This is a genomic window from Streptomyces cinerochromogenes, assembly GCF_014648635.1.
Classification (GTDB): domain Bacteria; phylum Actinomycetota; class Actinomycetes; order Streptomycetales; family Streptomycetaceae; genus Streptomyces; species Streptomyces cinerochromogenes.
In genome coordinates, this window is record NZ_BMRM01000004.1 from 152,631 (window position 1) to 177,562 (window position 24,932).

The 24,932-nt window shown below is 72.3% G+C and carries 21 protein-coding genes; 10 read left to right on the plus strand and 11 right to left on the minus strand.

Translation table 11 applies throughout. From position 1 onward, the window contains the following. Window positions 1-7 precede the first annotated feature (7 nt). Genes IEZ20_RS09760 through IEZ20_RS09770 form a run of 3 tightly spaced genes read right to left on the minus strand, consistent with a single transcriptional unit; the run spans window position 8 to window position 4,649 of the window. Window positions 8-1,534: an oligosaccharide flippase family protein gene (locus tag IEZ20_RS09760; RefSeq protein ID WP_189296539.1), complete on the minus strand. Its 1,527-nt coding sequence runs from the start codon at window positions 1,532-1,534 to the stop codon at window positions 8-10. After that, window positions 1,531-3,126, minus strand: a complete 1,596-nt coding sequence (locus tag IEZ20_RS09765) for a hypothetical protein (RefSeq protein ID WP_189296541.1) — start codon at window positions 3,124-3,126, stop codon at window positions 1,531-1,533. Before IEZ20_RS09765 ends, IEZ20_RS09760 begins: the two co-directional genes overlap by 4 nt. Next, window positions 3,123-4,649 carry a hypothetical protein gene (locus tag IEZ20_RS09770; protein WP_229895993.1) on the minus strand — a complete coding sequence of 509 codons (1,527 nt, stop codon included), beginning with the start codon at window positions 4,647-4,649 and terminating at the stop codon, window positions 3,123-3,125. The genes IEZ20_RS09765 and IEZ20_RS09770 overlap by 4 nt, the downstream gene beginning before the upstream one ends. Before the next feature lie 164 nt (window positions 4,650-4,813). On the opposite strand from IEZ20_RS09770, the gene IEZ20_RS09775 reads away from it, so the two are divergent. Continuing rightward, window positions 4,814-5,794 carry an NAD-dependent epimerase/dehydratase family protein gene (locus IEZ20_RS09775; protein ID WP_189296544.1) on the plus strand — a complete coding sequence of 327 codons (981 nt, stop codon included), beginning with the start codon at window positions 4,814-4,816 and terminating at the stop codon, window positions 5,792-5,794. Between the two features lie 5 nt (window positions 5,795-5,799). Next, window positions 5,800-7,002: a glycosyltransferase family 4 protein gene (locus tag IEZ20_RS09780; protein ID WP_189296546.1), complete on the plus strand. Its 1,203-nt coding sequence runs from the start codon at window positions 5,800-5,802 to the stop codon at window positions 7,000-7,002. Between the two features lie 113 nt (window positions 7,003-7,115). Here IEZ20_RS09780 and IEZ20_RS09785 read toward each other — a convergent pair whose 3' ends face one another. The 6 genes from IEZ20_RS09785 to IEZ20_RS09810 form a co-directional block, all read right to left on the minus strand. Then, on the minus strand, window positions 7,116-8,360 hold the full coding sequence (locus IEZ20_RS09785) for a glycosyltransferase (protein ID WP_229895994.1): 1,245 nt from the start codon (window positions 8,358-8,360) through the stop codon (window positions 7,116-7,118). After that, window positions 8,357-8,917 (minus strand): DapH/DapD/GlmU-related protein, encoded by a 561-nt coding sequence (locus IEZ20_RS09790; RefSeq protein ID WP_189296549.1) that lies wholly within the window; start codon window positions 8,915-8,917, stop codon window positions 8,357-8,359. The genes IEZ20_RS09785 and IEZ20_RS09790 overlap by 4 nt, the downstream gene beginning before the upstream one ends. A gap of 188 nt (window positions 8,918-9,105) precedes the next feature. After that, a complete protein-coding gene (locus tag IEZ20_RS09795) occupies window positions 9,106-10,467 on the minus strand; it encodes a sugar transferase (protein WP_189297019.1) in 1,362 nt (453 codons plus the stop codon). Window positions 10,468-10,730: 263 nt separating this feature from the next. Continuing rightward, on the minus strand, window positions 10,731-11,750 hold the full coding sequence (locus IEZ20_RS09800) for a hypothetical protein (RefSeq protein WP_189296550.1): 1,020 nt from the start codon (window positions 11,748-11,750) through the stop codon (window positions 10,731-10,733). 4 nt (window positions 11,751-11,754) lie between these two features. Then, a complete protein-coding gene (locus IEZ20_RS09805; protein WP_189296552.1) occupies window positions 11,755-15,048 on the minus strand; it encodes a hypothetical protein in 3,294 nt (1,097 codons plus the stop codon). A 216-nt stretch (window positions 15,049-15,264) separates the two neighbouring features. Then, window positions 15,265-15,966: a DUF5324 family protein gene (locus tag IEZ20_RS09810; RefSeq protein ID WP_189296554.1), complete on the minus strand. Its 702-nt coding sequence runs from the start codon at window positions 15,964-15,966 to the stop codon at window positions 15,265-15,267. Between the two features lie 275 nt (window positions 15,967-16,241). On the opposite strand from IEZ20_RS09810, the gene IEZ20_RS09815 reads away from it, so the two are divergent. Further along, entirely contained in the window at window positions 16,242-16,799 is a 558-nt protein-coding gene (locus tag IEZ20_RS09815) for a peptidylprolyl isomerase (protein ID WP_189296556.1), read from the plus strand. Between the two features lie 82 nt (window positions 16,800-16,881). Further along, window positions 16,882-17,772: a rhomboid family intramembrane serine protease gene (locus IEZ20_RS09820; RefSeq protein WP_189296557.1), complete on the plus strand. Its 891-nt coding sequence runs from the start codon at window positions 16,882-16,884 to the stop codon at window positions 17,770-17,772. 293 nt (window positions 17,773-18,065) lie between these two features. On the opposite strand, the gene crgA is transcribed toward IEZ20_RS09820, so the two are convergent. Next, the gene (crgA, locus tag IEZ20_RS09825; protein ID WP_189296559.1) at window positions 18,066-18,320 is read right to left on the minus strand and encodes a cell division protein CrgA; all 255 of its coding nucleotides are present in this window, start codon (window positions 18,318-18,320) and stop codon (window positions 18,066-18,068) included. Between the two features lie 152 nt (window positions 18,321-18,472). Between crgA and IEZ20_RS09830 the strand changes: the two genes are divergently transcribed. The 6 genes from IEZ20_RS09830 (at window position 18,473) to IEZ20_RS09855 (ending at window position 22,731) form a co-directional block, all read left to right on the plus strand. Next, a complete protein-coding gene (locus IEZ20_RS09830; RefSeq protein ID WP_189296561.1) occupies window positions 18,473-19,261 on the plus strand; it encodes a DUF881 domain-containing protein in 789 nt (262 codons plus the stop codon). Window positions 19,262-19,286: 25 nt separating this feature from the next. Then, on the plus strand, window positions 19,287-19,979 hold the full coding sequence (locus tag IEZ20_RS09835) for a class E sortase (protein ID WP_189296563.1): 693 nt from the start codon (window positions 19,287-19,289) through the stop codon (window positions 19,977-19,979). Window positions 19,980-20,042: 63 nt separating this feature from the next. After that, window positions 20,043-20,204 (plus strand): hypothetical protein, encoded by a 162-nt coding sequence (locus IEZ20_RS09840; RefSeq protein ID WP_189296565.1) that lies wholly within the window; start codon window positions 20,043-20,045, stop codon window positions 20,202-20,204. Then, window positions 20,201-20,839, plus strand: coding sequence for an aminodeoxychorismate/anthranilate synthase component II (locus IEZ20_RS09845; RefSeq protein WP_189296567.1), 639 nt, complete (start codon window positions 20,201-20,203; stop codon window positions 20,837-20,839). Before IEZ20_RS09840 ends, IEZ20_RS09845 begins: the two co-directional genes overlap by 4 nt. Further along, window positions 20,836-21,942, plus strand: a complete 1,107-nt coding sequence (locus IEZ20_RS09850) for a class E sortase (protein WP_189296569.1) — start codon at window positions 20,836-20,838, stop codon at window positions 21,940-21,942. Before IEZ20_RS09845 ends, IEZ20_RS09850 begins: the two co-directional genes overlap by 4 nt. 27 nt (window positions 21,943-21,969) lie before the next feature. Beyond that, on the plus strand, window positions 21,970-22,731 hold the full coding sequence (locus tag IEZ20_RS09855) for a class E sortase (protein WP_189296571.1): 762 nt from the start codon (window positions 21,970-21,972) through the stop codon (window positions 22,729-22,731). Between the two features lie 96 nt (window positions 22,732-22,827). Here IEZ20_RS09855 and pknB read toward each other — a convergent pair whose 3' ends face one another. Then, the gene (pknB, locus tag IEZ20_RS09860; protein WP_189296572.1) at window positions 22,828-24,834 is read right to left on the minus strand and encodes a Stk1 family PASTA domain-containing Ser/Thr kinase; all 2,007 of its coding nucleotides are present in this window, start codon (window positions 24,832-24,834) and stop codon (window positions 22,828-22,830) included. Between the last annotated feature and the right edge of the window lie 98 nt (window positions 24,835-24,932).

A 24,932-nucleotide genomic window follows, 5' to 3' on the forward strand; every position in this document is an offset into this window, starting at 1 on the left:
CCTGGGCTCACGCAGCGCGACGGCGCAGAACTCCGACCAGCTCACTCACTCCCAGCGGCCTGCGATACCACCACAAAGTAGTACCAAATACACACATTCCCAAGGTCATCCCGGCGGCGAGTCCTGACAGCGTGTCACCTTCCAGGAGGCGCAGGGCGGCCAGCACCACCGAGACGGACAGCCCGGTACCGAGGGCGGTGGTGTAGCCGCGGTCCACGGTCGTGAAGCCGAGGCGCAGCCGGATGAGCAGGGCGGCCGAGAGGTTCTCCACGACGATGGCCGCGCCCCAGGACACCGCGGCCCCCACGACGCCCCACCGCGGTACGGCGATCACACCCACCACCAGCTGCACCGCGAACGCGGCCGCGGTGACGGCGAGATGCCAGGAACTCCTGCCGGACATCAGCAGCACGGTCTGGGCGTTGCCGACCGCGACGTTGACCATCGAGGCCACGCACAGCACGACCAGGGCGGGCGCTCCGCGGACGAACTCCGGGCCGAAGACCGACAGTACGGTGCCGGGGAAGGCGGCGACGAGGACGAACAGCGGCCAGGAGAAGAGCACGATCCAGCAGGTCGAGACGCGGTGCAGATGGCGCGCCTCGGCGACCTGGTCGACGGCGAGCAGCCGGCTGATCTGGGGGGCCACGGCGAGCCGGACGGCCAGTTGCAGCAGGGTGCCGGCGGTGACGACGCGGCCGATGGCGGTGTAGACACCCGCATCGACGCCGGTGGCCAGCGCGGACAGCAGGATGACGCCGACCCAGACCGCGCTGATGTCGAAGACGGACGAGATCGCGCGGGGGGCGGAGAAGCTCCAGAAGGCGCGCCAAGGAACGTTTCCGCGCATGGCCGGGTGCGTGGTGCCGTGGGCGGCGCGGCAGCGGCGCAGGGCCAGCCAGGCGGCCACCGTGCCGGCCAGCGCGGGCAGCAGCCAGGCCGCGGCCAGGGGGAGCATGCCCGGGGCGCACGCGGCCACCGGGACGGCGATCAGCACGCGCAGCACGGGCTTGCCGATCTGCTCCACGCCGACGAACCCCGTGACGGTGCCGTGGCCCTGGTGGGCGCTGAGCAGGAGCAGCCCCACGGTGGCGACGGGCAGGAACAGCCCGAAGAGCCGTACCAGGGTGACCGCGTCGGCGGGCCGCAGGTGCGGCAGGAGCGTGGTGGCCACCGCGGGGCTGAGCAGCAGGGGCAGCGCGGCCGCCGTACTGGCCGCGACCGCGGGGACGAGGGCCGCGCGCAGCAGGCCGCCCACCGAACGGCCGCCGCCCACGGCGAGGTCCCGGGAGACGAAGCGGACGAGCCCGGTGTCGGAGCCGAGCTTGCAGGTGTTGCTGAGGATGGTGAACAGGGCCACGCCGGTGAAGACGGCGCCCGCCCCCCGCGCTCCGAGGGCGCGGGTGATCAGTCCGACGAAGACGAAGGCGAAGACGGCGTTGGTCGCCGAGCCCGCCACCCCCCACCACCCGCCCCGCGCGGCGGCGGCGATGCTGGTCCGGGCGGCGGGGGCGGGCGCTTCCGGGGCGGTCATCCGCGGGAGACCGAGAGGGTGTCGTCCTGCGCCGGCAGCTCCACGACCGGTGCGGCCGGCTCGGCCTCGGGGCGGCGCCCGGGTCGGCGGCGCAGGACGGCACGGAGGCGTCCGCGCCGGCGGCCGGTGTCGAGCACGGCGCCGAGGAGGGCGCCGCCCGAGCAGCCGATCAGCTCGTGCACCCGTCTGAGGTCGTCCCGCCGGGTGGTGTCGAGGCCCGCCACGACCAGGACGCCGTCGACGCGCTGGGCGAGGGCCAGTGCGTCGGCGTGTTCCAGCAGCGGCCGGGTGACGACGACCGTGGTGCGGGAGTCGGACCCGGCCGGGATCCGCTGGACGGCGGAGGTCCCGCCCGCCCGGTCGGGCGAGCCCGTGCCCCCGGCGCAGCAGGCGAACCGCCCGGCGCTCCCGGCGTCGACCAGGCGGCTGCCCTCGGGCAGGGAGGAGGCCTCCTCGGGGCCGCGGGCGTCGTCCGGGAGCAGCGGCAGCCGGGCGGTGAGGGCGGGCGTGCCGGGGTCGGCGTCCACCAGCAGCACCTCGTCGCCGCACTCCGCGAGGGCCGCCGCCAGGTTCACGGCGACCTCCTCGGTGGCGGCACCGTGCCGGGGGGACACGACGAGGACGCGGCCGGGGCCGGCGGGCAGCACGGTCCGGCGCAGCCGGTAGGCGAGGGCGCGCAGGGTCTCCGCGCGGTCACCGCCACGGCGGCCGACGGCCAGCAGGCCCTCGTCCTCGTCGTCGCCGGGGGGCAGCAGGCCGAGCACCGGGGTGCGCAGCGCGGCCCGGGCCTCGTCGGCCGAGCGGACCCGGGTGTCGAGGGCGGAGCGCAGCCAGGCCAGCAGGACGCCGAGGGCCAGCCCGCTCGCCAGGCCGAGCGCGAGCAGGGTCGGCCAGCCGGGGACCGAGGGGCGGCGGGGGGCCTCGCCGCGGCGGACGATGTCACCGCCGTCGGTGTCGCGGGACCTGATGTCGACGATGCGCTTGTGCAGGGTGTCCAGCTCGCCCTGCGCGGCCTTCGCGGTGTCGTCCTCCGTGTCCTTCTCGGCCTCCTTCTTCCTGGCCGCCTCCACCGTCTTGATCTGCTGCTCCACGCTGCGGGTGGCCCGCTGTGCGGCGGCTTCGTTGCGGGCCTTGCGGTCGGCCAGGTAGGCCTCGGCGAAGGCGTTGGCGCCGCGCGCCGCGCGCCCCGGGGTGCGGGCGGTGAACTCGAAGCGCAGCACCTGGGACTTGGCCTGGTTGGTGATCCGCAGGTCGTCCTCCAGCGCGGCCGCCCTGCTGTCGGCCTGGCCCATGAGGCGCGCCGCGCGGACGGCGACCGCGGTGCTGGCCGCGATCTGCTGCTCGGTGCCCATGCTGACCAGGTTGTCGGCGGCCACGCTGACCGCGCCGAACGGGTCGGCGGTGGAGCGTACGAGGACTTCGCTGGTGGAGGTGTAGGTGTGGGCGCGGGTGAGCGCCAGTGCGGCCCCGCCGAGCAGTCCCAGGGCGATGCCCAGGGCGATGAGGGCGCGATGGCGCAGGATCCGGCGGAGTTGGTCGCGTAGCTGGTCCGGCTCGTCGTACCGGTCGGGGAGGTGGAGGGGGGCGGTCACGGACGGCCTCCTGTTCCGGGGAGGGGTGCGGGGCGGGTGGGTGCGGCCGGCGGCGCCGACGTGACGGGCCGGGGCTGGCGGGCCGGGCGGGTGGTGACGAGCAGCGGAACGGCCATCAGCAGCGTCAGCGGGCCGACGATCCCGAGCAGGCTGCCGCGCAGGAAGACCATCTGGTAGAAGGCGAAGGCCGGGACCAGCAGGGCCGCGAGGGTGCCGGTCCGGCCGCGGAGCCGGTGGCGTACGTCGTCCATGCGCCGTCCGGCCGCGCCGAGCAGGAGGAACACGGCGGCCACGGCGGGCGGGCCGGCCCACAGGTAGCTCTCGATCCACAGCGGGGCGGAGAGGTTGAGGAAGTCGTAGCCCGCGTAGTGGGCCAGGGCGATCCCGGTGTCGTCCGGTTTGTCCGGCCACACCGAGCGCGGGACCCAGAACAGCACGGGACCCAGCGCGTTCAGCGGGGCGAACCCCTCGTCCCGCGCGAGGTCGACACCGGTCTGCACCTGCTGGAAGGCGTCGTAGTCGCCGTTGGCGGTGAACTGCGCGGAGAGGGAGACGACGGTGAACTGTTCGCGGTCGTCGTAGCGGAAGTAGTCGCTGTACGGGAAGACCAGCAGCACGGTCGCCATGAGGGTGGCGGCGATGGCGCGGAAGGCGCGGGGCCGGCACATCCGGGGCACGGAGAACAGCAGGGCCATCAGGACCGTGCCGAACCAGAACCGGGGTTTGCTGACCGGGTTGTTGACGACGACGTTCAGTGCGAGGAGGAGCGGCAGCAGCAGTCGGCGGACCCCGCGCAGCACCCGGTCGCCGCCGGGGGCGCGCGGTACGTGCAGCAGGCCCAGCAGGGCCCAGAACGCGGGTACGGACAGAGACCAGCTGCGCAGGGCCGCCACGAAGGCGTCGCCGGACCCGTCCATGAGGCCCGCCTCGTGCAGTGCCTGGCGGCTGGTGAAGTAGGCGCGGGCGCCGCCGGGTTGGCCGGGGATGAGCAGGGCGGCCAGGGCCAGGGCGAGCCCGCACAGGGAGAGCAGGCGCCAGGGGGCGAGGCGGCGGGACAGCAGGCGTTCCACCGGCCCCGGCGAGGAGGCGGACGCGCGGGTGCGGTCCCGGCGGGCGGCGACGGCGGTTCCCGCGGTGTGGGCGAGGAGCCCCAGTTCGACGACGGCCACGGCGGTGAGGGCGGTGGCCTGGCCGGTCCGGTAGGGCCACGGGTAGGCGTCGGCAGCGAGCTGCGCCAGGGGCGCGAGACCGAGCCAGATGTAGGCGAACACCCAGAAGCCGAGGGCGACGAGCCGCACCGTCGTCGCGGTGAGCACGCGGATGAGGGCCACCGCGGTGTGCGCCACCACCACGGCCTGCGCGGCGAGCGCGACCGACAGGCGGGTGCCGCCCGACGGCAGGAGCAGCCCCGGCAGCAGGACCAGCAGCGCCAGCGCCCAGAGGGAGACCGCGACCGCGCTGCGGACGGGTGCCTCGCCTCCCGGCAGCTCCCTCACCATCGGGTATTTCATCTGAAAGCTCATCAACAGGTTTATAACGCCCATGAGCTGCCGAGTCGGTCAGGCGCGCAAGGCGCCGTCATCGGGTGACGCGAGAGGACGCGCGGCGTGCCATAAGCCGAAAATAAGGACAAATATGCATTCCTTGGTCCGTCAGGTCATCAGATCTTCGGACAGAGGAGTTGCCCATGGGCAAGCAGGTCGACGTCGTCGTTGCCGGGGGCGGGGGATTCATCGGGGGCCATCTCGTGGGCTCGCTGCTGGCCCAGGGGCTCACCGTCCGCTCCATCGACATCAAGCCCCGGCAGGAGTGGTACCAGGTCCACGACGCCGCGGAGAACGTGATCGCCGACCTGTCGCTGCTGGAGAACGCGCGCGCGGGCGTCCGGGGAGCGCGGCAGGTGTACATGCTCGCCGCCGACATGGGCGGCATGGGCTTCATCGAGAACAACAAGGCCGCCTGCATGATGTCCGTGCTGACCAGCACCCACATGCTCCAGGCCGCGCACGAGGCGGGCGTGGAACGGTACTTCTACTCCTCCTCCGCCTGCGTCTACGCCGCCGGAAAGCAGACCGACCCGGACGTCACCGCGCTGCGCGAGGAGGACGCCTACCCGGCGCAGCCGGAGGACGGCTACGGCTGGGAGAAGCTCTTCTCCGAGCGCATGTGCCGCCACTACACGGAGGACTACGGCTTCACCACCCGCGTCGCCCGCTACCACAACGTGTACGGCCCGCACGGCACCTGGGCGGGCGGCCGGGAGAAGGCGCCCGCCGCGGTGTGCCGGAAGGTGGCCGAGGCGGTGCTCTCCGGGGACCACCGGATCGAGATCTGGGGCGACGGCCTGCAGACCCGTTCCTTCATGTACATCGACGACTGCCTGCACGGCACGCAGATGATCATGGCGGGGGACAGCGGCGAACCGGTCAACCTCGGCTCCTCGGAGCTGGTGACCATCAACCAGCTGGTCGACATCGTGGAGCGGATCGCGGGCATCCGCTGCGAGCGCAGCCACCGGCTGGACGCCCCCCAGGGAGTGCGCGGCCGCAACTCCGACAACACCCTGATCCGCGAGATCTACGGCTGGGAGCCGTCGGTCTCCCTGGCCGACGGACTGGAGAAGACCTACGCGTGGGTCTACGACCAGGTCAAGCGCTCCCACCAGTGACGCCGATGAGAATCCTCGTCCACGACTACAGCGGCCACCCCTTCCAGGCCCAGCTGAGCCGGGAGCTGGCGCGCCGCGGCCACCAGGTCGTCCACTCGACGTGCACGGCCTACGTCTCCGGCAAGGGCGACCTCGCCTCCGACGTCCCCGGCCTGCGCTTCGCCACCATCGGGGACGGCGTCCGGCTGCGCAAGGAGGCCTACGTCCGCCGGCTCGGCCAGGAGACCCGGCTGGGCCTCGAACTCGCCCGGCAGGTCCGCCGTGAGAGACCCGACGTGGCGCTGCTGTCCAACCTGCCCGTCCCGGTGCTGGTGGCGACCGCGGCCGTGCTGCGGCGGCTGCGCATCCCCTGGGTGCTGTGGCACCAGGACGTGACCGCGGTCGCGCTGGAGAGCTTCGCCGCCGGCGGTGTCGCCCGGTCGATGGGACTGGCGGCCAAGGTCTTCGGGGCGGGCGAGAAGTGGTCCGCGCGGCAGGCCGCGGCCGTCGTGGTGATCGCCGACTCGTTCGTGCGGGTCCACGAGCGGTGGGGCACCGCCGGCAAGGTCACCGTCATCCCCAACTGGGCGCCGCTGGACGAGATCGTGCCGGTGGAGCGGGCCAACGCCTGGTCGGCGGAGCACGGTCTGGACGGCGTGCGGACGGTGCTGTACTCGGGCACGCTCGGGCTGAAGCACAATCCCGAGCTGCTGGTGCGGCTGGCCGAGCGGCTGCGCGACCAGGGGAGTCCGGTACGGCTCGTGGTCGTCAACGACGGCCCCGCCGTACCCGTGCTCCGGGACGCCGCCGCCGCGCGGGGCGTCGAGCTGACCCTGCTGCCCTTCCAGCCCTACGAGCGGCTGTCCGAGGTGCTCGGCACGGGTGACGTCCTCGTCGTCCTGCTGGACCCGGACGCCGGGCAGTTCTCGGTGCCGTCCAAGACGCTGTCCTACCTGTGCGCCGGGCGGCCGGTGCTCGGCCTGATGCCCGCCGACAACCTCGCCGCGCGGCTGCTCCGGCAGGCCGGCTCGGCGGTCTTCCCGCCCGGCGAGCAGGCCCTGGGAGCCGCGGCCACCTGGGTCCGGGACCTCCTGGCCGACCCGGCCAGGGCCGAGCGGCTGGGCAAGGAGAGCCGCGCCCTGGCCGAGCGCGAGTTCGCCCTGGAGTCCTGCGCCTCCCGCTTCGAGACCATCCTCCAGGACGCGGCCGGACACCGCCGCCGGCCCTGACCGACCCCAGCCCGTGGCCGACCGCGACCCGCCGTCGGCCACGGGCTCGCGCACGCCCCGCCCACTGCGGTGACCGGGGCACCCTGCGGTGACCGGGGCGCCGGCCTGGTCGGTCAGTCGGCCGGGCCGGCTGGGGCCGCCGGGGCCGCTGGGCCCGCCGGAACGGGCTCCTGCCCCGGGTGGCCGTCGGCCGGGTGTGCCGCCTGGTGCCTGCCGGTCCTGGTCCCGGTACCGGTCCCGGTGTCCGTGCCGGTCCGGTAGATCTCCTCCAGGCGGTCCGTCACCGCGCCGATGGAGTAGACGTTCTCGACGACGCGGCGGCCGGCTTCTGCCATCCGGGTCCACAGCGCCGGGTCGGTGAGCAGGCGGTGGACCGCTGCCGCCATGGACGCGGGGGTGCCGTCGGTGACCAGGGCGGCGCCGTGGCGGGCCAGTTCGTCGGCGATGCCGCAGGTGTCGGTGCACACCACGGGCGTCCCGGCGGCCAGCGCCTCGATCACGGTCATCCCGAACGGCTCGTTCACACTGGCCAGCACATGGACGGCCGCCGACCGGTAGGCCTCACGCGCCTCCGCCGGGTCGAGCGCACCGCCGTAGCGGACCACACCCGCGGGCCCCTCCTCGATGAGCCGGCGCACGGCGGGCAGCGAGCCGTCGTCCGGGCCGTACAGCGTGAAGCGGGCCCCGGGCATCTTCCGGTGGACCAGCGCGGCCATCTCCACGAACGCCTCGGGCCGCTTCCGGGGATGCAGCCGGGCGAGGAACAGCACGTGCGGCTCGCGCGGCCGGCGCGGCTCCGGCTCGGGCGGCCCCGGGCGGATGCCGTTGGGCAGGATCCGCAGCGGCGGACCGTCCGGGCCCAGCACCCGCGCCACCAGCCCGCGCTCCTGCTCGGTCAGGACGCAGCAGGCGCGCACCCGGCGCAGCAGCGGCAGGTACAGCAGGTCGAACAGCCGCACGGGGAGCGCGGTGCGCGGCTCGACCATGCCGTGGGTCTGGGCCACGCACGGCACGCGGCGCAGGGCCGCCACCGCGAGGGCGGTCAGGGAGACCAGGTCGCGTCCCGCGTGGACGTGCACGACCTCGGCGTCGCCCATGGCCCGCCACAGGTCGCGGACGAGAAGGGGGTGCAGCAGGCCGATGAAGCCCCGCCCCGGCAGCAGCGTCCGGGCGGGGCGGGAGCGCAGCCGTACGGTGCCGACGCGGTCCGGTGCCCGGCCGCCGCCCCGCCACAGCGAGACCAGCGTGACGTCGTGGCCGCGCGCGGCCAGCTCCTCGCACTGGGCGACCGCGACGCTCGGCGGCCCGCCGAAGGCACCGTCGTCACTGACGAGCGTGACCACGTGCAGGAGTCTCATGCCGTGCGTCCCTTCGTGGTCAGGACCGCGCCGGGCGCGAGGTCCCGGTGGGCGACGGCGCCGGCGCCCACGACGGCGCCCCGGCCGACGGTCACCCCGCGCAGGACGACGGCACGGGCCGCGACCCAGCTGCCCGGCTCCAGCCGGACGGGTCCGTTGTCGAACTCGAACGTGGCGGACCGGGGGCGGTGGCTGCCGGTGCACAACAGCGCGCTCTGGGAGACACAGCAGTCGTGGCCGATCGTGACGGGTTCGAGGTTGAGGATCCAGGCGTCCTCGCCGATCCACACGTCGTCGCCGATCTCCAGCTTCCACGGCCAGTGCACCCGCACCCCGTGCCGGATCAGCACCCGCTGTCCGACGCGGGCGCCGAAGGCGCGCAGCAGCGCCGGCCGCCAGCGGTCCGGGCACCACCATTTGACGAAGACCAGGTGGAGGACGGCGAACCAGGCGGCCTGGACGAGCAGGGGGCGCCCCTTGTCGTATCCGGCGCCGGTGAAGCCGCGCAGGGATCTCTCCACGACGGGCCGGTGCGGGGCGGCGGCGGTCTGCGCCATGACGGTGTTCCTCCCGGTTCCTTCCTGGTTACCCGGCTCCTACCGGTATCTTCCGGTTCCTGCCCGGTTCCCTCCGGAGGTCCGAGGTGTTCGGCTCGGTGGTCCTCCGCGTGATCCTTCATGCCCCGGAAGGCGAACCCGCCGCGATCGGCGCGTGTTGGCAGCAGGCCTGCCCGGATGGAGGAACTTCAGTAGGCGCCCTGGCCGTTCAGCACCGCGCGCACGGTGCGGGCCATGACGTTGATGTCCATGGAGGGGGACCAGTTGTCGACGTAGCGCAGGTCGAGGGAGACCGTCTCGTGCCAGGACAGGTCCGACCGTCCGCTCACCTGCCACAGCCCGGTCAGGCCCGGCTTGACGTGCAGCCGGCGCTGTTCCACCGGGTTGTACTTGGCGACCTCCTCCGGCACGGGCGGGCGCGGGCCGACCAGGGACATGTGGCCGAGGAGCACGTTGAACAGCTGGGGCAGCTCGTCCAGCGAGTAGCGGCGCAGGACGCGGCCCACGGGGGTGACGCGGGGGTCGCGGCGCATCTTGAACATGTGGCCGTCGTTCTCGTTCGCCGCCTCCAGCTCCTCCTTGAGACGGTCCGCGTCGACCACCATCGTGCGGAACTTCCACATCGGGAACGTGGTGTTGCCCTGCCCGACCCGGATCTGACGGTAGAAGGCGGGACCGGGCGAGCCGAGCCGCACGGCCAGCGCCAGCAGGAGCAGCAGCGGCGAGAGCAGCACGATCAGCAGCAGCGCGCCCACGCGGTCCACGGCCGACTTCAGCAGGGCCGGCAGGCCACGGCACAGCGGCGGCGCGATGTGCAGCAGGGTGAGTCCGGACGCCGAGGTGAGCCGGACCCGGCGGCGGGCGACCTCGATGATGCCGGGCAGCACCACGATCGGGCGGCCCCGGTCGTGCACCGCCCAGGACAGCCGGCGCAGCCGCTCGCCCGACAGGTGTGGGCCCGACACCACGAAGACCATGTCGGCGCGGAGTTCGTCCGCCGCGCCGAGCACCGTCGCGGCGTCCTGCCCGGGCGCCTCGGGTTCCTCACGGGGCAGTCGGACGTACACCGGGACACCGGAGAGCACCTCCTCCTCCCCGACCGGGCAGCAGCCCACGATCACGTACTCGTGGTCGGTGCGCTGGGCCAGCTGCCCGACCACCGCGTCGATCGTCGGGCCCTCCCCGACCACCATGACGTGCCGCAGGCAGCGGCCGTCGCGGCGGGCGGCCAGGAGGTGACGGTGGACCACCTTGTGGCAGGCCGCGGTGAGCACCAGCGCGGGGAGCAGCGCGGTGAAGGCCTCGGCCGGCACGCTCTGCAGCCCGCACAGCACGCGCAGCGTCGCCAGCGCGCCGACCAGCAGCAGCCAGTCCCGCAGCACGGCCCGCACGCCCCCGCCGTCACCCCAGGTGGACGGCGTGTACCGCTTGCCGGCGACTCTGATGAGCGGCCACATGAGGGCGGCGGCGGCCGCCAGACGCAGCGGGTGGGGCTCGTGGACCTCCACGATCGCCGCCGCGACCGGCAGGGCCGCGCCGGCCAGGTCCACCCCGACCGACAGGGGGCCGTACCAGCGTGCCTGGGTGCCTTCCGGATGGGCGGGCCGGCGGGGCACGGAGAGCGGCGCCTGTCGGGATGCCGCAAGTCTGAAGGGCCGCATGCCTCTCCTTAGGGGGCTCCTATCGCAGACGACCGGCGTGACCGCTCCGTCCGCAAAAGGGCTGGTCACGCCCTGATGTGATCTTTATATCAAGTGATGGGAGGCTATGCCCGGTTTGCCGTCTCTCTCTCGGTGCCCGGCAGGCGCCGGGCTCAGCCGAAGTCCGGCTCGTAGCCGCCGTACCGCCGGCTCTCGGGGTCGAAGGTGAAGCCGAAGTAGTTCTTGTAGAAGGTGAAGTGCCGGGTGAAGGCACTGTTCACGTGCATCAGCGGGCGGGCACCGGTGTCGGGCTCGGCGTAGGTGCCGAGCAGGGCGCCGAAGGTCTTCCGCCGGGAGGCGACCGCGAGGGCGTGGCTGTAGGAGCCGAGGATCTCCCTGCGGACGAACTGCCTGATCTCGCCGAAGGTCACCTCGATCCTCCGGGGGTCGGGGAAGACCCGCCCCAGACCGATCCCCAGTACGGCGGCCGGGCCCGGTGGAAGGTCGCCGAGCACCAGGACCTGGCTGTCGGCGAGACCGGCGGAGCGGTAGTCGGGGTGGTGCTCCACCTTGGCCAGGACCTGGTTGAAGTCATGGCCGAACGCGCACCCCCAGCTCCAGTTGAACCCGTCGGGGTGGTAGGCCGCCTGGAGGGCGGCCAGTGCCGCGGGGTCCATGTTGGCGGGCTGGAAGTCCTTCGTCCGCGGGTCCCGGTCGTCGGGGTCCCGTCTCCCGCTGGGCACGACCTCGGCGTACCGGCTGCCGGGCGGCTGCCACTGGCCGTCGTCCCAGCTGTCGACCAGGACCGGGCCCCCGGCGAACCCGTGCGAGAAGAAGCTCAGCTCCCTCAGGGTGCCGGGGGCGCGGACCCCGATGGTGCTCACCGCCGCGTAGACGTCCATGGCCGACATCACGTCGAAGTGGCCGTCCCCGAAGGCGTTGCCGTTGTAGAGGGCGCGGGTGACCGGGCGGAAGGCGCGGACCGCGGCGACCGACTCGGTCCGGTTGCCCCCCGGATAGGTGAACGTCCGGACGACGACCTCCCCGCTGCCCACGTCCATGATCTGGAAGACCAGGTCCTCGCGCGCCTTGTTGGCCGCGACCAGCCGCCGCACCCGGTTCTCGCAGTACGCCCGGAACGGCAGGCTCTTGGGCGGCTGCGGATACCCGGCCACCAGGACGAAGTGCTTCATCCCCTCAGGCCTCGACCCAGTCGCCGTCCGCGTTCTGCACCCAGCGCGGCAGCCGGTCGTCCGGACGCAGCCGCACCAGGTTCGTGGGGATGCGTACGGTCCACTGCCCGCCCTGCGGGATCTCGTCGCCGGGGCGGTCGAGCCGTTCGGCGATCTCGTCGGCGATGGGCAGGTAGAGCGGGCTGGACACGGTCGGGAGGGGGCCGCCGCCCCACAACTCGCCGAAGTGCATGAAGTGGTCGATGGCACCCTCGAAACCGAGGCGGGCGGGGACCGTCACACGGCAGTAGCCGGCCTTGAGGAACTGGTTGAACAACGGGTCGGGATCGTCGTAGGCGAGCCGCTCGTCCCACTCGGACTTACGGCCCCAGAAGTACGGGTACGCCACCCACGTCATGTGCTCCCACTCGAAGGCCTGCTCGAAGAAGCGGACGTAGGCGCCCTCCGCCGCGGCCTCCTCGAAGTCCATCTGCGGGACCTCGTCGCTCGTGACGTGCATCGCGTCGAAGAGGTCGAAGTGCTGCTCGGTCATGATGCTGACGCAGCTCTTGCGCAGTTCGTGGGCGATCAGCTCCTCGTTGGCCCGCGGGTTGCGGCCCTCGATCGCGACACCGGCCTCCAGGGTGAGCGCTGCGAGCTTCTCCTCGTACTCCGAGAGGCGGGCGCGGTAGGCGGTGGTCAGCTTGGCGTGGGTCTCCGCCCGCCACTTCTCCATCGCGCGGTCGGTGCGCCTGCACTTGATCTCGACGGCGACGGCCACCTGGGCGAGCCGCAGGGTGTCCACGGCGACCGGGACGGAGCCCTGCTCCTCGTCCAGCATGGTGATCCACACCCAGCGGTCCCCCGGGCCGAACCGGTGGGTGCGCCGGCCCACCACCACGTCCAGGGAGTACGTCCCCTCCCAGATGTTGCCGATGTAGGCCACCGACGCCTGGAGCGCCTGGTAGCCCTCGTCGATGGTGACCTGGCCGGAGTGGTTGTAGTTGGTCTTGCTGTCCCCGCCGCCCGCCTTGAAGTCGAAGGACTTGGTCACGTACCGCTCGGGCGGCGGGGAGACGTCCGTCGCCTGGTACGCCTGCACCCAGTAGGGGTAGTTGGTCTCGTCGATCTGGTGCGGCATCAGGCCGAAGGCCTGCGGCTTGTCCAGCCGGACCGCCCCGGCGTGGGCCGACTGGAGGGTGTGGACGAGGAACGCGGCCGGCTCGGGGACCATGAAGTCGAACATGGTGCGCAGCCCGTAGTTGAACATCTGCGCCCGGTAGACCTTGGTCACCCACTGGTAGACCCCCGAGATGTGCCCGGTGCCGGGGCTGTTGTCGAGCGTGTGGGTGTTCTTCTCGGTGACCTCCGTGGTGACCCGCAGGGAGGTGCGCTCCAGCACCCGCTCGGAGATCTTGCCGGCGCTGCGCTGGGTGACGTCCTGGGAGAACGTGGACGCCGACTTCGTCGCCTCCTCCTTCGACCGGGAGACGGAGCCCTCCACCGAGGCCGAGAACTCCACCGTCGGCCCGTACTTCCCGGAGACCGTCAGGCCCGCCTTCAGCGCCGCGTCCTCCTTGATGACGGCACTGGCCTCCCGGCTCATCTCGAAACGGTCGGTCGACTCCAGCTCGCGTTCCTCGGAGGTGATCGTCTCCGTCTCGTGGACGGTGATCTGCTCGGTCTCCTCCCGCCGGGTGTGCTCCCGCAGCTTGGTCTCGCCCTTGAGCACGTTCTCGATGTGGGCGACGTCGGCTCCCTCGTAACCGACCAGCTGCTGGCGGACCACCAGGAGGTCGGCCACACCGGACGGCTTCACGCTGCCCCGGCTGACCGGGACGGAGCCGGTCTCCAGCGGGATCTTCTCGACCGGGTCCAGGTCCCCGATGGTGATCGCGTTCCAGACGGACGGCAGCGGGGTGACGGTGGTGACCAGCGTGTCGCCGATCCGCCGCACGCTGCGCCTGACGGGCTTGCCGAACAGTTTCTCCAGCTCCGCGGCCGTCCGGTCGACCTCGCCCTGGAGCAGGGCGACGATCCGGTCCAGCGGCTGGGCCGTCACGTCGATGCCGCGGGCCGTCAGCAGGGCCCGGGTGGGCTCCGACAGCTGCTGCGGGGCGTTCGGCCCGAGCCGGAAGCCGAGGTCCTTCAGGATCGCCGGGACGAACTCCGGGCTGCCGGCGAGCAGGTCCGGCTTGGCACCGAAGACCTGCCCGGCCAGCTGAGCGGCTCCGGCCACGACACCGGGCTGCGGGGGCTCGGGCGGGGGTTCCTCGGCCGCGGCGGGAGAGGGGGCGCCACCACCGGCCCCGCCACCGATCCCGCCACCGGCCCCGCCACCGGCCCCGCCACCGGCCCCGCCACCGGCCCCGCCGCCGGCCCCCGCGGCCAGGGCCCGCAGGTTGGCCTCCGCGAGGCGGCCGTGGAAGCTGATCTGGCGGGCCAGTTCGGCGGCCGGGGTGGCGTCGGCGGGCGGCAGCACCTCCGCCCTCCCGGCCTGCGCGCTGATGCTGAAGTGCTCCCCGCCGAGGCCCGCGAGCTCCTCGATCGCCGTACGCAACTGCCGGTACTCGGTGAGCAGTTGCTCGGCCCGCTCGCGCCGCACCCGGGCCGCCTCCGCCTCCTTCTCCCGCTGCCGGCGCTCGGCCTCGACGGTGGACAGCACGGGTTCGAGACCCGTGGCACCGGGCAGCCGCAGAGGCAGCCGGCGGGCGCGCCTGAGGTCCTGCGCGCCGGCGGGGAAGGCGGGACGCGCCACGAGCCGGGCGACGATCTCCAAGTGGCGCAGCAGCCGCACCAGTTCGTCCAGGGGGCGGGTGTGCTCGGCGGGCAGGTACTTGACGGCGAGCACGCTGTCCCGGAGCCGCGCCACGGCGTCCTTGTACGGCGCGCTCTGCACGACGTCCGCCGGGGCCGCGCCGAACGCCTCACGGACGGCGGTGATCACGGCGTCCCGCGGGGAGGGCGGGGGCGGGGGAGGCGCGGAGGGACCGGGGTGCGGCGCGGCAGCCGGAGCCGCGGCAGCCGGAAGGGGTCCGGCCGCCGCCCGGGACACGGCCTGACCCGTCAGCCGGTCCAGCGCCGCCGCGAACCTGGCCGTCTCCTTGCCCAGTGGGGCCTGCTCGGGCCTGGCGATGTACAGCGGCCCGGCGACGTACTCGCCCACCACCCGCCTGAGTTCGGTGCGGGGGTCCGGCGCGCCGGAGGCGGCGGACAGCGCCCGCTGGAAGTCGGTCTGCTGGGCCAGCTCGACGCTGGGCTGGTCGGGATCCTGCGCGATCGCGGGCCGCAGCAGGGCAAGACGGAAGAGAGGCTCCACGGGGACCTCCGGTGGGGGCGACGGAGGCACGGCTCCACGTCCCGGCCCCCAGCTCCTCCCACTATGGGGTCGTTCCCCGCGGACGGATGCGAAGTTCACTCGTGTGAGTGCTCCGGGCAGGAAACAGGCGTGGCCGTGGGCACCAGGAGCCCCCTCCGCCCCGGACACACCGGCGGGAGGGGGCTCGTGGGCAGCGGCCGGAACAGCCGGGCGGGCCTACGGCTGGTCGTCGCGGCCGGCCTCGTCCTCCTCGGCCTGCTTCGCCTCCACCTCCGGGTCCAGCCCCGTGGCGCCGGTGCCGTCCACCGAGGTGAGGTGGCCCCCGCCGGGGACCTCCGTCGCGGCCGGCGGCTCGACCAGCCAGTCGGGGTTGGCCTGCTTGTCCCACCACTTCCAGGCCGCGAAGGCGCCGCCCGCCAGCACGGACAGCACCGCCAGCGTCTTCACGGCGCGGCCGGCCCGGCACCGGCGGGCCTTGCGCCGGGCCAGCTTCTGGATGTCCTGGGCCGAGACCTGGCCGCGCAGCGCGGCGAGGGCCGCGGCGCCGCGGGCGGCGGCCTCGTCACGGACGGGCGCGGTCGCGGCCACGGCCTGTTCGAGTTTGGGGCGCGAGTACTCGGCGGCCTGCCGGGCGGCCTTGCGGGTACGGGCGGCGGCCTCCTGCGCGGCCAGGTCCATCTTCGGCGGCACATGGGTGCGGGCCTGCTCCAGGCGCGGGGCGAGCCGGGCGTCGTACTGCACGCGGGCCTGTTCGGCGGCCTGCGACACCACGGGCGCCAGCCGTACGCGTGCCTCTTGCGCGTAGTACGCGGCACGCTCCTTGGCCGTGTCGGCGTAGGGCGCCACCACTTCCGCGGCGTGCAGCACGCTGTCCTTCGCCGAGCCGGTCGCGGCGCGCACGCTGTCGATGCGGGTCACGGGTTCCTCCTCCTCGGTGGCGTACGGTATTTCGACTTTCCACCCTTTTACGGATCATGCCTGTCCGAGGCCGGTGCGGCATGCGCGGACGGGCATATGGGTTCCGGTGTCCTTCTGCCCACATGATCAAGGGCAACAGGGGGTCTTCTGTCGACACTGCCACGAATCGCCGGGGCGCGCCGCCCGCCCGGCGGAAGTCGCGGGCGCCCGGCGACGCGCGGACCGGACCGTGGAAGGATCGAAGGGTCGCGGCGGACGACGACGGAAGGCGGACCGTGGCCGAGCAGCTCTATGCCACCCTCAGGACCACCCTCGGCGACATCGAGGTGCGGCTCTTCTCGCTCCACGCTCCCGTCACGGTCAGAAACTTCGTCGAGCTGGCCCGCGGTGAACGCGAGTGGGTCCACCCGGGCACCGGGGAGCGGAGCAGAAGACCGCTCTACGACGGCACGGTCTTCCACTCCGTCATCAGCGGCTTCATGATCCAGGGCGGCGACCCGCTGGGGAACGGCCTGGGCGGCCCCGGCTACGGGTTCGAGGACGAGTGCCATCCGGACCTCGCCTTCGACACCCCGTACCTGCTGGCCATGGCCAACGCCGGCCCGGGCACCAACGGCTCGCAGTTCTTCATCACGGTCACACCGAGCACCTGGCTGAACGGCAAGCGGACCATCTTCGGCGAGGTCAGCGACCCGGCCGGCCGGAAGGTGGTCGACGCCATCGCGAACGTGCCGACCGGCCGCAACGACCGGCCGCTCGTGGACGTCGTCCTCGAGACGGTGGTCGTGGAGACGCGTGAGAGCCGGGGAACCAATCACCCCGCTCGTCCGTAAGGATGAGCGGGGCAGGACAGTGCCGTCAGGGCCGGCGCGCGCCGGCCACGGGGCACACGGACACGACGACCAAGGGGATCTGATGGACCAGGCCGCAGGGAGCGCACAGGACGCCGCCCGCAGCGTGCCCGTGTGCTACCGGCACCCGGACCGCGAGACCGGCGTGCGCTGCACCCGCTGTGACCGGCCGATCTGCCCCGAGTGCATGGTCAGCGCCTCGGTCGGCTTCCAGTGCCCGGACTGCGTCCGCGGCGGCTCCGGCACGGGCCCCGCTCCCGCGGCGTCCCGGCCGCGCACGATCGCCGGCGGCACGGTCACGGCGGACCCCCGCCTGCTCACCAAGATCCTGATCGGGCTCAACCTCGCGCTGTTCGTCGCCATCAAGGCCGACAGCTCCCTGGTGGAGCACGTCGTGCTCTACGGCGCCTGGCCGCCGAAGCCGTACGCACCGACCTCCGGCGTCGCCGGCGGCGAGTGGTACCGGTTCGTGACGTCGATGTTCGCGCACCAGGAGTACTGGCACATCGGCTTCAACATGCTGAGCCTGTGGTGGATCGGCGGCCCGCTCGAAGCGGCCCTCGGCCGCGCCCGCTATCTGGCGGTCTACCTCGTCTCCGGGCTGGCCGGCGGCGCGCTGACCTACCTGCTCACCTCCCCGACGACCGCCTCGCTCGGCGCCTCGGGGGCGATCTTCGGTCTCTTCGGCGCCACCGCCGTGCTGATGCGCCGGCTCAACTACGACATGCGGCCGGTCATCGCCCTGCTGGTGATCAACCTGATCATCACCTTCAACCCGGCCATGAGCATCTCGTGGCAGGCGCACATCGGCGGCCTGGTCGCCGGCGTGGTGACCGGGTACGCGATGGTCCACGCCCCGCGCGAGAAGCGCTCCCTGGTGCAGTACGGCACCTGTGCCGTCGTGCTCGCCCTGTCGGTCGCCCTGGTGCTGGTCAGGACCGCCCAGCTCACCTGAGCGGGTGGGTCCGTCGGATGGGGAGCCCGGGGGAACACCCTGTCACCGAACCGTTGTCCACAGCGTGTGCCGGATCTTGTGCACACGGTGCGGACACAGCTGTGCCCCCTGTCGCTCGGATGTGTTTCCGCAGGTCGGACAGGGGGCGAACGGGTGTCCGGGGAACGCCTGGCCAGTCACACCGGCGTCAACACCCGATGGGTTATCCACAGATCGTCGTTCTTTTTCCCCACTGTGGAAAACAGCTGTGGATAACTCAGTGGATAGCCGTGGGCAGAGCTACGCCGGCCGCGCTACTTCCACTGCGTGGAGACACCGAACCCGGCGGCGATGAAGCCGAAACCGACCACGATGTTCCAGTTGTCCAGGCTGTCGATCGGCAGCGTGCCGTCGGTCACGTAGAAGACGACGATCCAGGCCAGGCCGATCAGGAACATGGCCAGCATGACCGGCGCGACCCAGGCGCGGTTGGTGAGCTTGATGGCCTGCGCCTGCTTCGCCGGCGGCGGCGTGTAGTCGGCCTTCTTGCGGATACGTGACTTCGGCACGAGGGTCTCTCCTGTCGATGCGCTGCGTGGCCGCGCAGGTAACTGGGTCGGGCTCGGGGCAGCGTACAAGGGGCCAACATGACGACTCTGTGTGCTCCCCCGGGCGTCCGTTAGCGTAGTGCTTCCGCGGCGCCGAAGGAGATAAGGGTACGTTGAGCAATTCTGCCGACTCCCCCGGGACGGGATCAACGGGTCCCGGCCCCCTGCGCAGGCTGCGTCTCCGCCCCGTGCGGATGCTCACGGCGGCCGTCTTCGCCCTCGCCGGGCTGATCTTCTTCACCAGCTTCGACACGGCCAAGGGCACCGACATCCGCCAGGACGGCTCCCTGCTGAAGCTGTCCGACCTGATCCAGCAGCGCAGCCGCAAGAACAAGGAGCTGGACGAGTCCAACGCCGCCCTGCGCGACGGGGTGGAGTCGCTCGCCGAGAGCGACGACGGCAGCACCCGGGCCGAGGACGAGAGGCTGGGCGGGCTGGAGAAGAGCGCGGGCACGCGGAAGCTGACGGGCAAGGCGATCACCGTCACGCTGAACGACGCCCCGCCGGGCGCCACCGCCAAGCTCCCCGGCTATCCGGAGCCGCAGCCCGACTACCTGGTCATCCACCAGCAGGACCTCCAGGCCGTGGTGAACGCGCTGTGGCAGGGCGGCGCCAAGGGCATCAAGGTCATGGACCAGCGGCTGATCTCCACCAGCGCGGTGCGCTGCGTCGGCAACACCCTGATCCTCCAGGGCCGCGTCTACTCACCGCCGTACAAGATCACGGCGGTGGGGGACCCGGACCGGCTGAAGCAGGCCCTCGCGGACAGCAAGGCGATCCAGACCTACATGGTCTACGTCAACGTCTACGGCCTCGGCTGGAAAGTCGCCGACGACGGGACGGTGACTCTTCCCGGCTACTCCGGCACAGTGGATCTGCACTACGCGAAGCCCGTGCAGTAGCCAGCCGTCCGTCCCGGAGGCGCCGGTGCGCGTGATCGTCCGGACCGTCAGCGAGCTGTGCATCACCGTCGGCGCCCTGATCGTGCTCTTCGTCGCCTATGTGCTGTTCTGGACAGGGGTGCGGGCCGACGGCGCGATGAACGACCAGATCGACCGGCTGCACCGGCAGTGGTCGCGGGGGCGTGCGCAGCCGACGGCCGCGGCGCCGGGCGAGCGGACCGTCACGGCGAGGCGGCCGGAGCCCTACCGACGCGGCGAGGCCTTCGCCATCATGTACATCCCCCGCCTCGGTGCCGGCTGGCACAAGCCGGTCCTGGAGGGCACCGGCACCGGTGTCCTGAAGAAGGGCCTGGGGCACTACGCGCGCACCGCCCGGCTCGGCGGGAGGGGCAACTTCTCGGTCGCCGGCCACCGGCGTACCTACGGCGACCCCTTCAAGGACTTCCCGAGGCTGCGTCCGGGCGACGCCGTGGTGCTGACCGACGGGAGCACCTGGTACACGTATCGGATCGACAAAGGGCCGTACAAAACCGTGCCGACGGACGTCGGGGTGATCGATCCTGTGCCCGGGAAGTCGGGGTACGCACGACCCGGCCGCTATCTGACCCTGACGACGTGCGATCCGGAGTGGGGCCACAGCCACCGGCTGATCGTGTGGGCGCACCTCGACGCCACCCAGCCTGTGGACACAGGCGAACCGGGGGCGCTGCGCCGTTAATCTGGTGACGTACGGCGTGGGTCTGGTGCCGTAGGGGACACGGAAGGGACGGCAAGGGACGGCATGTACGGCTGGATCTGGCGGCATCTGCCGGGGAACGCGTGGGTGAAGGCGCTCCTCTCGCTCGTACTGGTCCTGGCCGTGGTCTACGTCCTCTTCCAGTACGTCTTCCCCTGGGCCGAACCGCTGCTGCCCTTCAACGATGTGACGGTGGACAACCAGTGAGTGCGCGGATTCTCGTCGTCGACAACTACGACAGCTTCGTCTTCAACCTCGTCCAGTACCTGTACCAGCTGGGCGCCGAGTGCGAGGTGCTGCGCAACGACGAGGTGTCGACCGCGCACGCCCAGGACGGCTTCGACGGCGTGCTGCTCTCACCGGGGCCGGGGACGCCGGAGGAGGCGGGGGTGTGCGTGGACATGGTCCGGCACTGCGCCTCGACCGGGGTGCCGGTGTTCGGGGTGTGCCTCGGCATGCAGTCGATGCAGGTGGCGTACGGCGGTGTGGTCGACCGGGCGCCCGAGCTGCTGCACGGCAAGACCTCGCCGGTCGAGCACGAGGGCAAGGGCGTCTTCGCCGGCCTGCCCTCGCCCTTCACGGCGACCCGCTACCACTCCCTGGCCGCCGAGCCGGCGACGGTCCCGGCCGAGCTGGAAGTGACCGCCCGCACGCACGACGGCATCATCATGGGCCTGCGCCACCGGGAACTCCCCGTCGAGGGCGTGCAGTTCCACCCCGAGTCGGTGCTGACCGAGCACGGGCACCGGATGCTGGCCAACTGGCTGGCGGAGTGCGGCGACCACGGTGCCGTGGCGAGATCGGCGGGGCTCGCCCCGGTGGTGGGCAGGGCCACGGCGTGACCGCGCTGCGCCCCGAGCGCGAGGACTTGTACGGCGGCGAGAGCCCGTACGAGTCCTCCGCCGGTGCGCGGCCGTACGCGGACCGCCGGCCGGACCCGCCGACGGCCCCGATGCCCCCGGTGACCGCCGGGCCGGCCGAGGAGGCGCCGACGGCCCCGATGCCCCGGGTGGCTCCCCTCGACGACGAGACGATGGCGCTGCGGATCCCGGCCGGGGGCGGCCCCACAGAGGCCTCTGCGGCCTCATCCGCCTCTCCGGCCACCCCAGCCGCACCCGGAGGCCGTGCGGCCCGCAGAAAGGCCGCCAGACGGCGCGGCGGGCGGCGGCGCGGCGGCGGCACCCGGCAGACGGCACCGGCCTCCCCGGCGGAGCGGGACCCGCAGCGGCCCCTGACGCGGGTCGAGGCCCGGCGGCAGGCCCGGCGGCGCAGGCCCAGCCCGGCGACCCTGGTGAGCCGGGCGGTCGGCGAGGTGTTCATCACCACCGGCGTGCTGATGCTGCTGTTCGTCACCTACCAGCTGTGGTGGACCAACGTCCGCGCGCACGCGCAGGCCGGCAGCGAGGCGCACCAGCTCCAGGACGACTGGGCCCGGGGCAAGCGCAACCCGGGCGTCTTCGAGCCGGGCCAGGGCTTCGCCATCCTGCACATCCCGAAGCTGGACGTCGTGGCGCCCATCGCGGAGGGCGTCAGCAACAAGAGGGTGCTCGACAAGGGCATGGTCGGGCACTACGGCGAGGCCCCGCTGAAGACGGCGATGCCCGACGCGAAGACCGGCAACTTCGGTCTCGCGGCGCACCGCAACACCCACGGGGAGCCGTTCCGGTACATCAACCGGCTCACCCCCGGGGACGCGGTCGTGGTGGAAACGCAGGACACGTACTTCGTGTACAAGGTGACCTCGATGCTGCCGGTGACCCCGCCGAGCAACACCAGCGTGCTCGACCCGGTCCCGCCGGGTTCCGGCTTCACCGGGCCCGGGCGCTACATCACCCTCACCACCTGCACGCCGGAGTTCACCAGCAAGTACCGGCTGATCGTCTGGGGCAAGATGGTCCAGGAACGCCCGCGCAGCAAGGGCAAGCCGGACGCGCTCATCGAGTAGGGCTCAGCGAGTAAGGGCAGAGGAACTGTGGCAGCGACCGCCGACGAGACCGAAGAGACCACGGACGGGTCCGAGCCGGCTGCGGATCCCGCCCCGCGCCGCCGGCGTCCCGGCCGGATCGCGCTGGCGGTCAGCGTCTTCGGGGAACTCCTCATCACGGCGGGCGTGCTGCTCGGCCTGTTCGTCGTCTACTCGCTGTGGTGGACGAACGTGATAGCGGACCGCAAGGCGGACCGGCAGGCCGACAAGGTCCGCGAGCACTGGGCCGAGCAGAAGGAGTCCGGTCCCGGCGCGCTCGACACCAAGGACGGCATCGGCTTCCTGCACGTGCCGGCGATGCGCAACGGCGAGGTGCTGGTCGAGAAGGGCACGGGCACGGACGTCCTCGACGACGGCGTGGCCGGCTACTACACCGACCCGGTCAAGGCCACGCTCCCCACCACCGGCAAGGACGGCAACTTCTCCGTCGCCGCCCACCGGGACGGGCACGGCGCCAAGTTCCACAACATCGACAAGCTGGAGAAGGGCGACCCGATCGTCTTCGAGACCCGGGACGACTGGTACGTCTACAAGGTCTACTCGGTCCTCCCCGAGACCTCGAAGTACAACGTCGACGTCCTCTCCCCGGTCCCCAAGGAGTCCGGCCGGAAGAAGCCGGGCCACTACATCACCCTGACGACCTGCACCCCCGTCTACACCTCCCGCCACCGGTACGTGGTCTGGGGGGAACTGGTCCGGGTGGAGAAGGTGGACGCGGCCCGGACGCCGCCGAAGGAGCTGCGGGGCTGACCGTGGCCGAGTGAGACGGCGGACGCGCGTGGGCCCCGGCCGGGATGTTCCGGCCGGGGCCCACGCGTATCCGCCCTCGGTGCGTTCCTTCAGGCGTCAGCCGCCGACGCCGCCGAAGAGGCCGCCGCCGTTGCCGTTGCCGCCGCCGTTGTTGTTGTTCCCGCCCCCGAAGCCCACGGTCGTCAGCGTGATCGTGGTGCCCGCCGGGTCGTCGACCTTCTGGTTCTCCTTCGGGTCCTGGGAGGCGACGAACGCGGTGTCGCTGCCGTCGCTGCCCGGGGCGAACTGGATGTTCGTGAAGCCGGCGGCGTTCAGGATCTGCCGGGCCACCGCGACCGTGCGGCCCCGGACGTCCGGGACCTGGGTCTGCTGCTTCTGCGCCTTGCCGACGTTGATCACCACGTTGGTGTTCTTGACGACCTGCTGACCCGCGGCCGGGTTGGTGCTCTGCACCTTGCCGTCCTGGGCCGGGTCGGTGACCGGGGTGTCGTTGCAGCTGGGCGCCAGACCCTTGGCCTGGAGTTCGGCCTTCGCCTCGTCACAGGTCTTGCCGGTGACGTCGGGCACGGCCACCTTCTCCTCGGCCTTGGCGACCGTGAGGGTGATCGTGGTGCCCTTCTCCTTGCTGAGGCCGCCCCGCGGGTCCTGGGTGATGACGACGCCGGGTGTCTGGGTCGACACCTGGGTCTCCTTGTCGACCTGGAAGCCCTTCTCCTTGAGCTGGGCCTCCGCCTGGTCGAACTGGATGCCGCGGACGTCCGGCACGGTGACCTTCGGCGCGCCCGTGGAGACCACCAGGGTGACGGTGCTGTTCTTGTCGACCTTCTCCCCCTTGTCGGGGTTCTGGGTGCACACGTTGCCCGTGGCCTGGTCCTCGCAGGCCTTCTTGGTGACCGTCACCTTCAGGTCGACGTTGGCGGCCATCTTGCGGGCCGTCTTCTCCGGCTGGCCCACGAACGACGGCACGGGCACCTTGCCGTCGCCCCCGCCGTCGCCGGGGAACGCCCACTTGCCGATCAGGATCGCGCCGACCAGGACCAGCAGACCCGCGACGACCAGCAGGATCGTCGAGGTGTTGGACTTCTTCTTCTGCTGGCGGCGGCGGTCCGGGCGGTCGTCGTAGCCGTAACCGTCGTCGGCGTTCATCGGCGGGAGCATGGTGGTCGCTCCGGCGCCGGCCTCCGAACGCAGGGCGGTCGTCGGCTGCTCGTCGGGGTAGCCGCCGTAGCCCACCGCGCCCATCGCGGCCGTGGCCGCGACCGGCTGGCCGTCCAGGCACGCCTCGATGTCGGCGCGCATCTCGTCGGCCGACTGGTAGCGGTAGTTCGGGTCCTTGACCAGCGCCTTCAGGACGATCGCGTCCATCTCCGGAGTGATCTCCGGGTCGAAGACGCTCGGCGGCTGGGGCTCCTCGCGGACGTGCTGGTAGGCCACGGCCACCGGGGAGTCGCCCACGAAGGGGGGCCGTACCGTCAGCAGCTCGTAGAGGAGGCAGCCGGTCGAGTACAGGTCCGAGCGGGCGTCGACCTGCTCGCCCTTGGCCTGCTCCGGGGAGAGGTACTGGGCGGTGCCGATGACGGCCGCGGTCTGGGTCATGGTCATGCCGGCGTCGCCCATGGCACGGGCGATGCCGAAGTCCATCACCTTGACCTGGCCGTTGCGGGTCAGCATGACGTTGGCCGGCTTGATGTCCCGGTGGACGATGCCGTTGCGGTGCGCGTACTCCAGGCCCTGGAGGATGCCGATGGTCATCTCCATCGCGCGCTCGGGCAGCAGCTTGCGGCCGGAGTGCAGCAGCTCACGCAGCGTGGAACCGTCGACGTACTCCATCACGATGTACGGGATGGAGACCCCGTCGATGTAGTCCTCGCCCGTGTCGTAGACCGCGACGATCGCGGGATGGTTGAGCGAGGCGGCCGACTGGGCCTCCCGGCGGAACCGGGCCTGGAAGGACGGGTCGCGCGCGAGGTCCGCACGCAGCGTCTTCACCGCCACGGTGCGGCCGAGGCGGGTGTCATGCGCGAGATAGACCTCCGCCATGCCACCGCGGCCGAGCACCTGGCCCAGCTCGTACCGGCCGCCGAGGCGACGCGGCTCTTCCATAGCTACCTACCAGCCCTCTCCGTCGGTCTCGGCCGTGCACCCGTGTGCACGGCCGGAGGCTGCCGTCCGGGCCTACCGTACCCGGCTCGCTCTGTGTG

Bases quoted from the DNA above. Each gene is read 5' to 3' on its own strand.
- IEZ20_RS09760 (WP_189296539.1), bottom strand. From the start codon at position 1,534: ATGACCGCCCCGGAAGCGCCCGCCCCCGCCGCCCGGACCAGCATCGCC.
- IEZ20_RS09770 (WP_229895993.1), bottom strand. From the start codon at position 4,649: ATGAGCTTTCAGATGAAATACCCGATGGTGAGGGAGCTGCCGGGAGGC.
- IEZ20_RS09775 (WP_189296544.1), top strand. From the start codon at position 4,814: ATGGGCAAGCAGGTCGACGTCGTCGTTGCCGGGGGCGGGGGATTCATC.
- IEZ20_RS09780 (WP_189296546.1), top strand. From the start codon at position 5,800: ATGAGAATCCTCGTCCACGACTACAGCGGCCACCCCTTCCAGGCCCAG.
- IEZ20_RS09785 (WP_229895994.1), bottom strand. From the start codon at position 8,360: ATGAGACTCCTGCACGTGGTCACGCTCGTCAGTGACGACGGTGCCTTC.
- IEZ20_RS09790 (WP_189296549.1), bottom strand. From the start codon at position 8,917: ATGGCGCAGACCGCCGCCGCCCCGCACCGGCCCGTCGTGGAGAGATCC.
- IEZ20_RS09800 (WP_189296550.1), bottom strand. From the start codon at position 11,750: ATGAAGCACTTCGTCCTGGTGGCCGGGTATCCGCAGCCGCCCAAGAGC.
- IEZ20_RS09820 (WP_189296557.1), top strand. From the start codon at position 16,882: ATGGACCAGGCCGCAGGGAGCGCACAGGACGCCGCCCGCAGCGTGCCC.
- IEZ20_RS09840 (WP_189296565.1), top strand. From the start codon at position 20,043: ATGTACGGCTGGATCTGGCGGCATCTGCCGGGGAACGCGTGGGTGAAG.
- pknB (WP_189296572.1), bottom strand. From the start codon at position 24,834: ATGGAAGAGCCGCGTCGCCTCGGCGGCCGGTACGAGCTGGGCCAGGTG.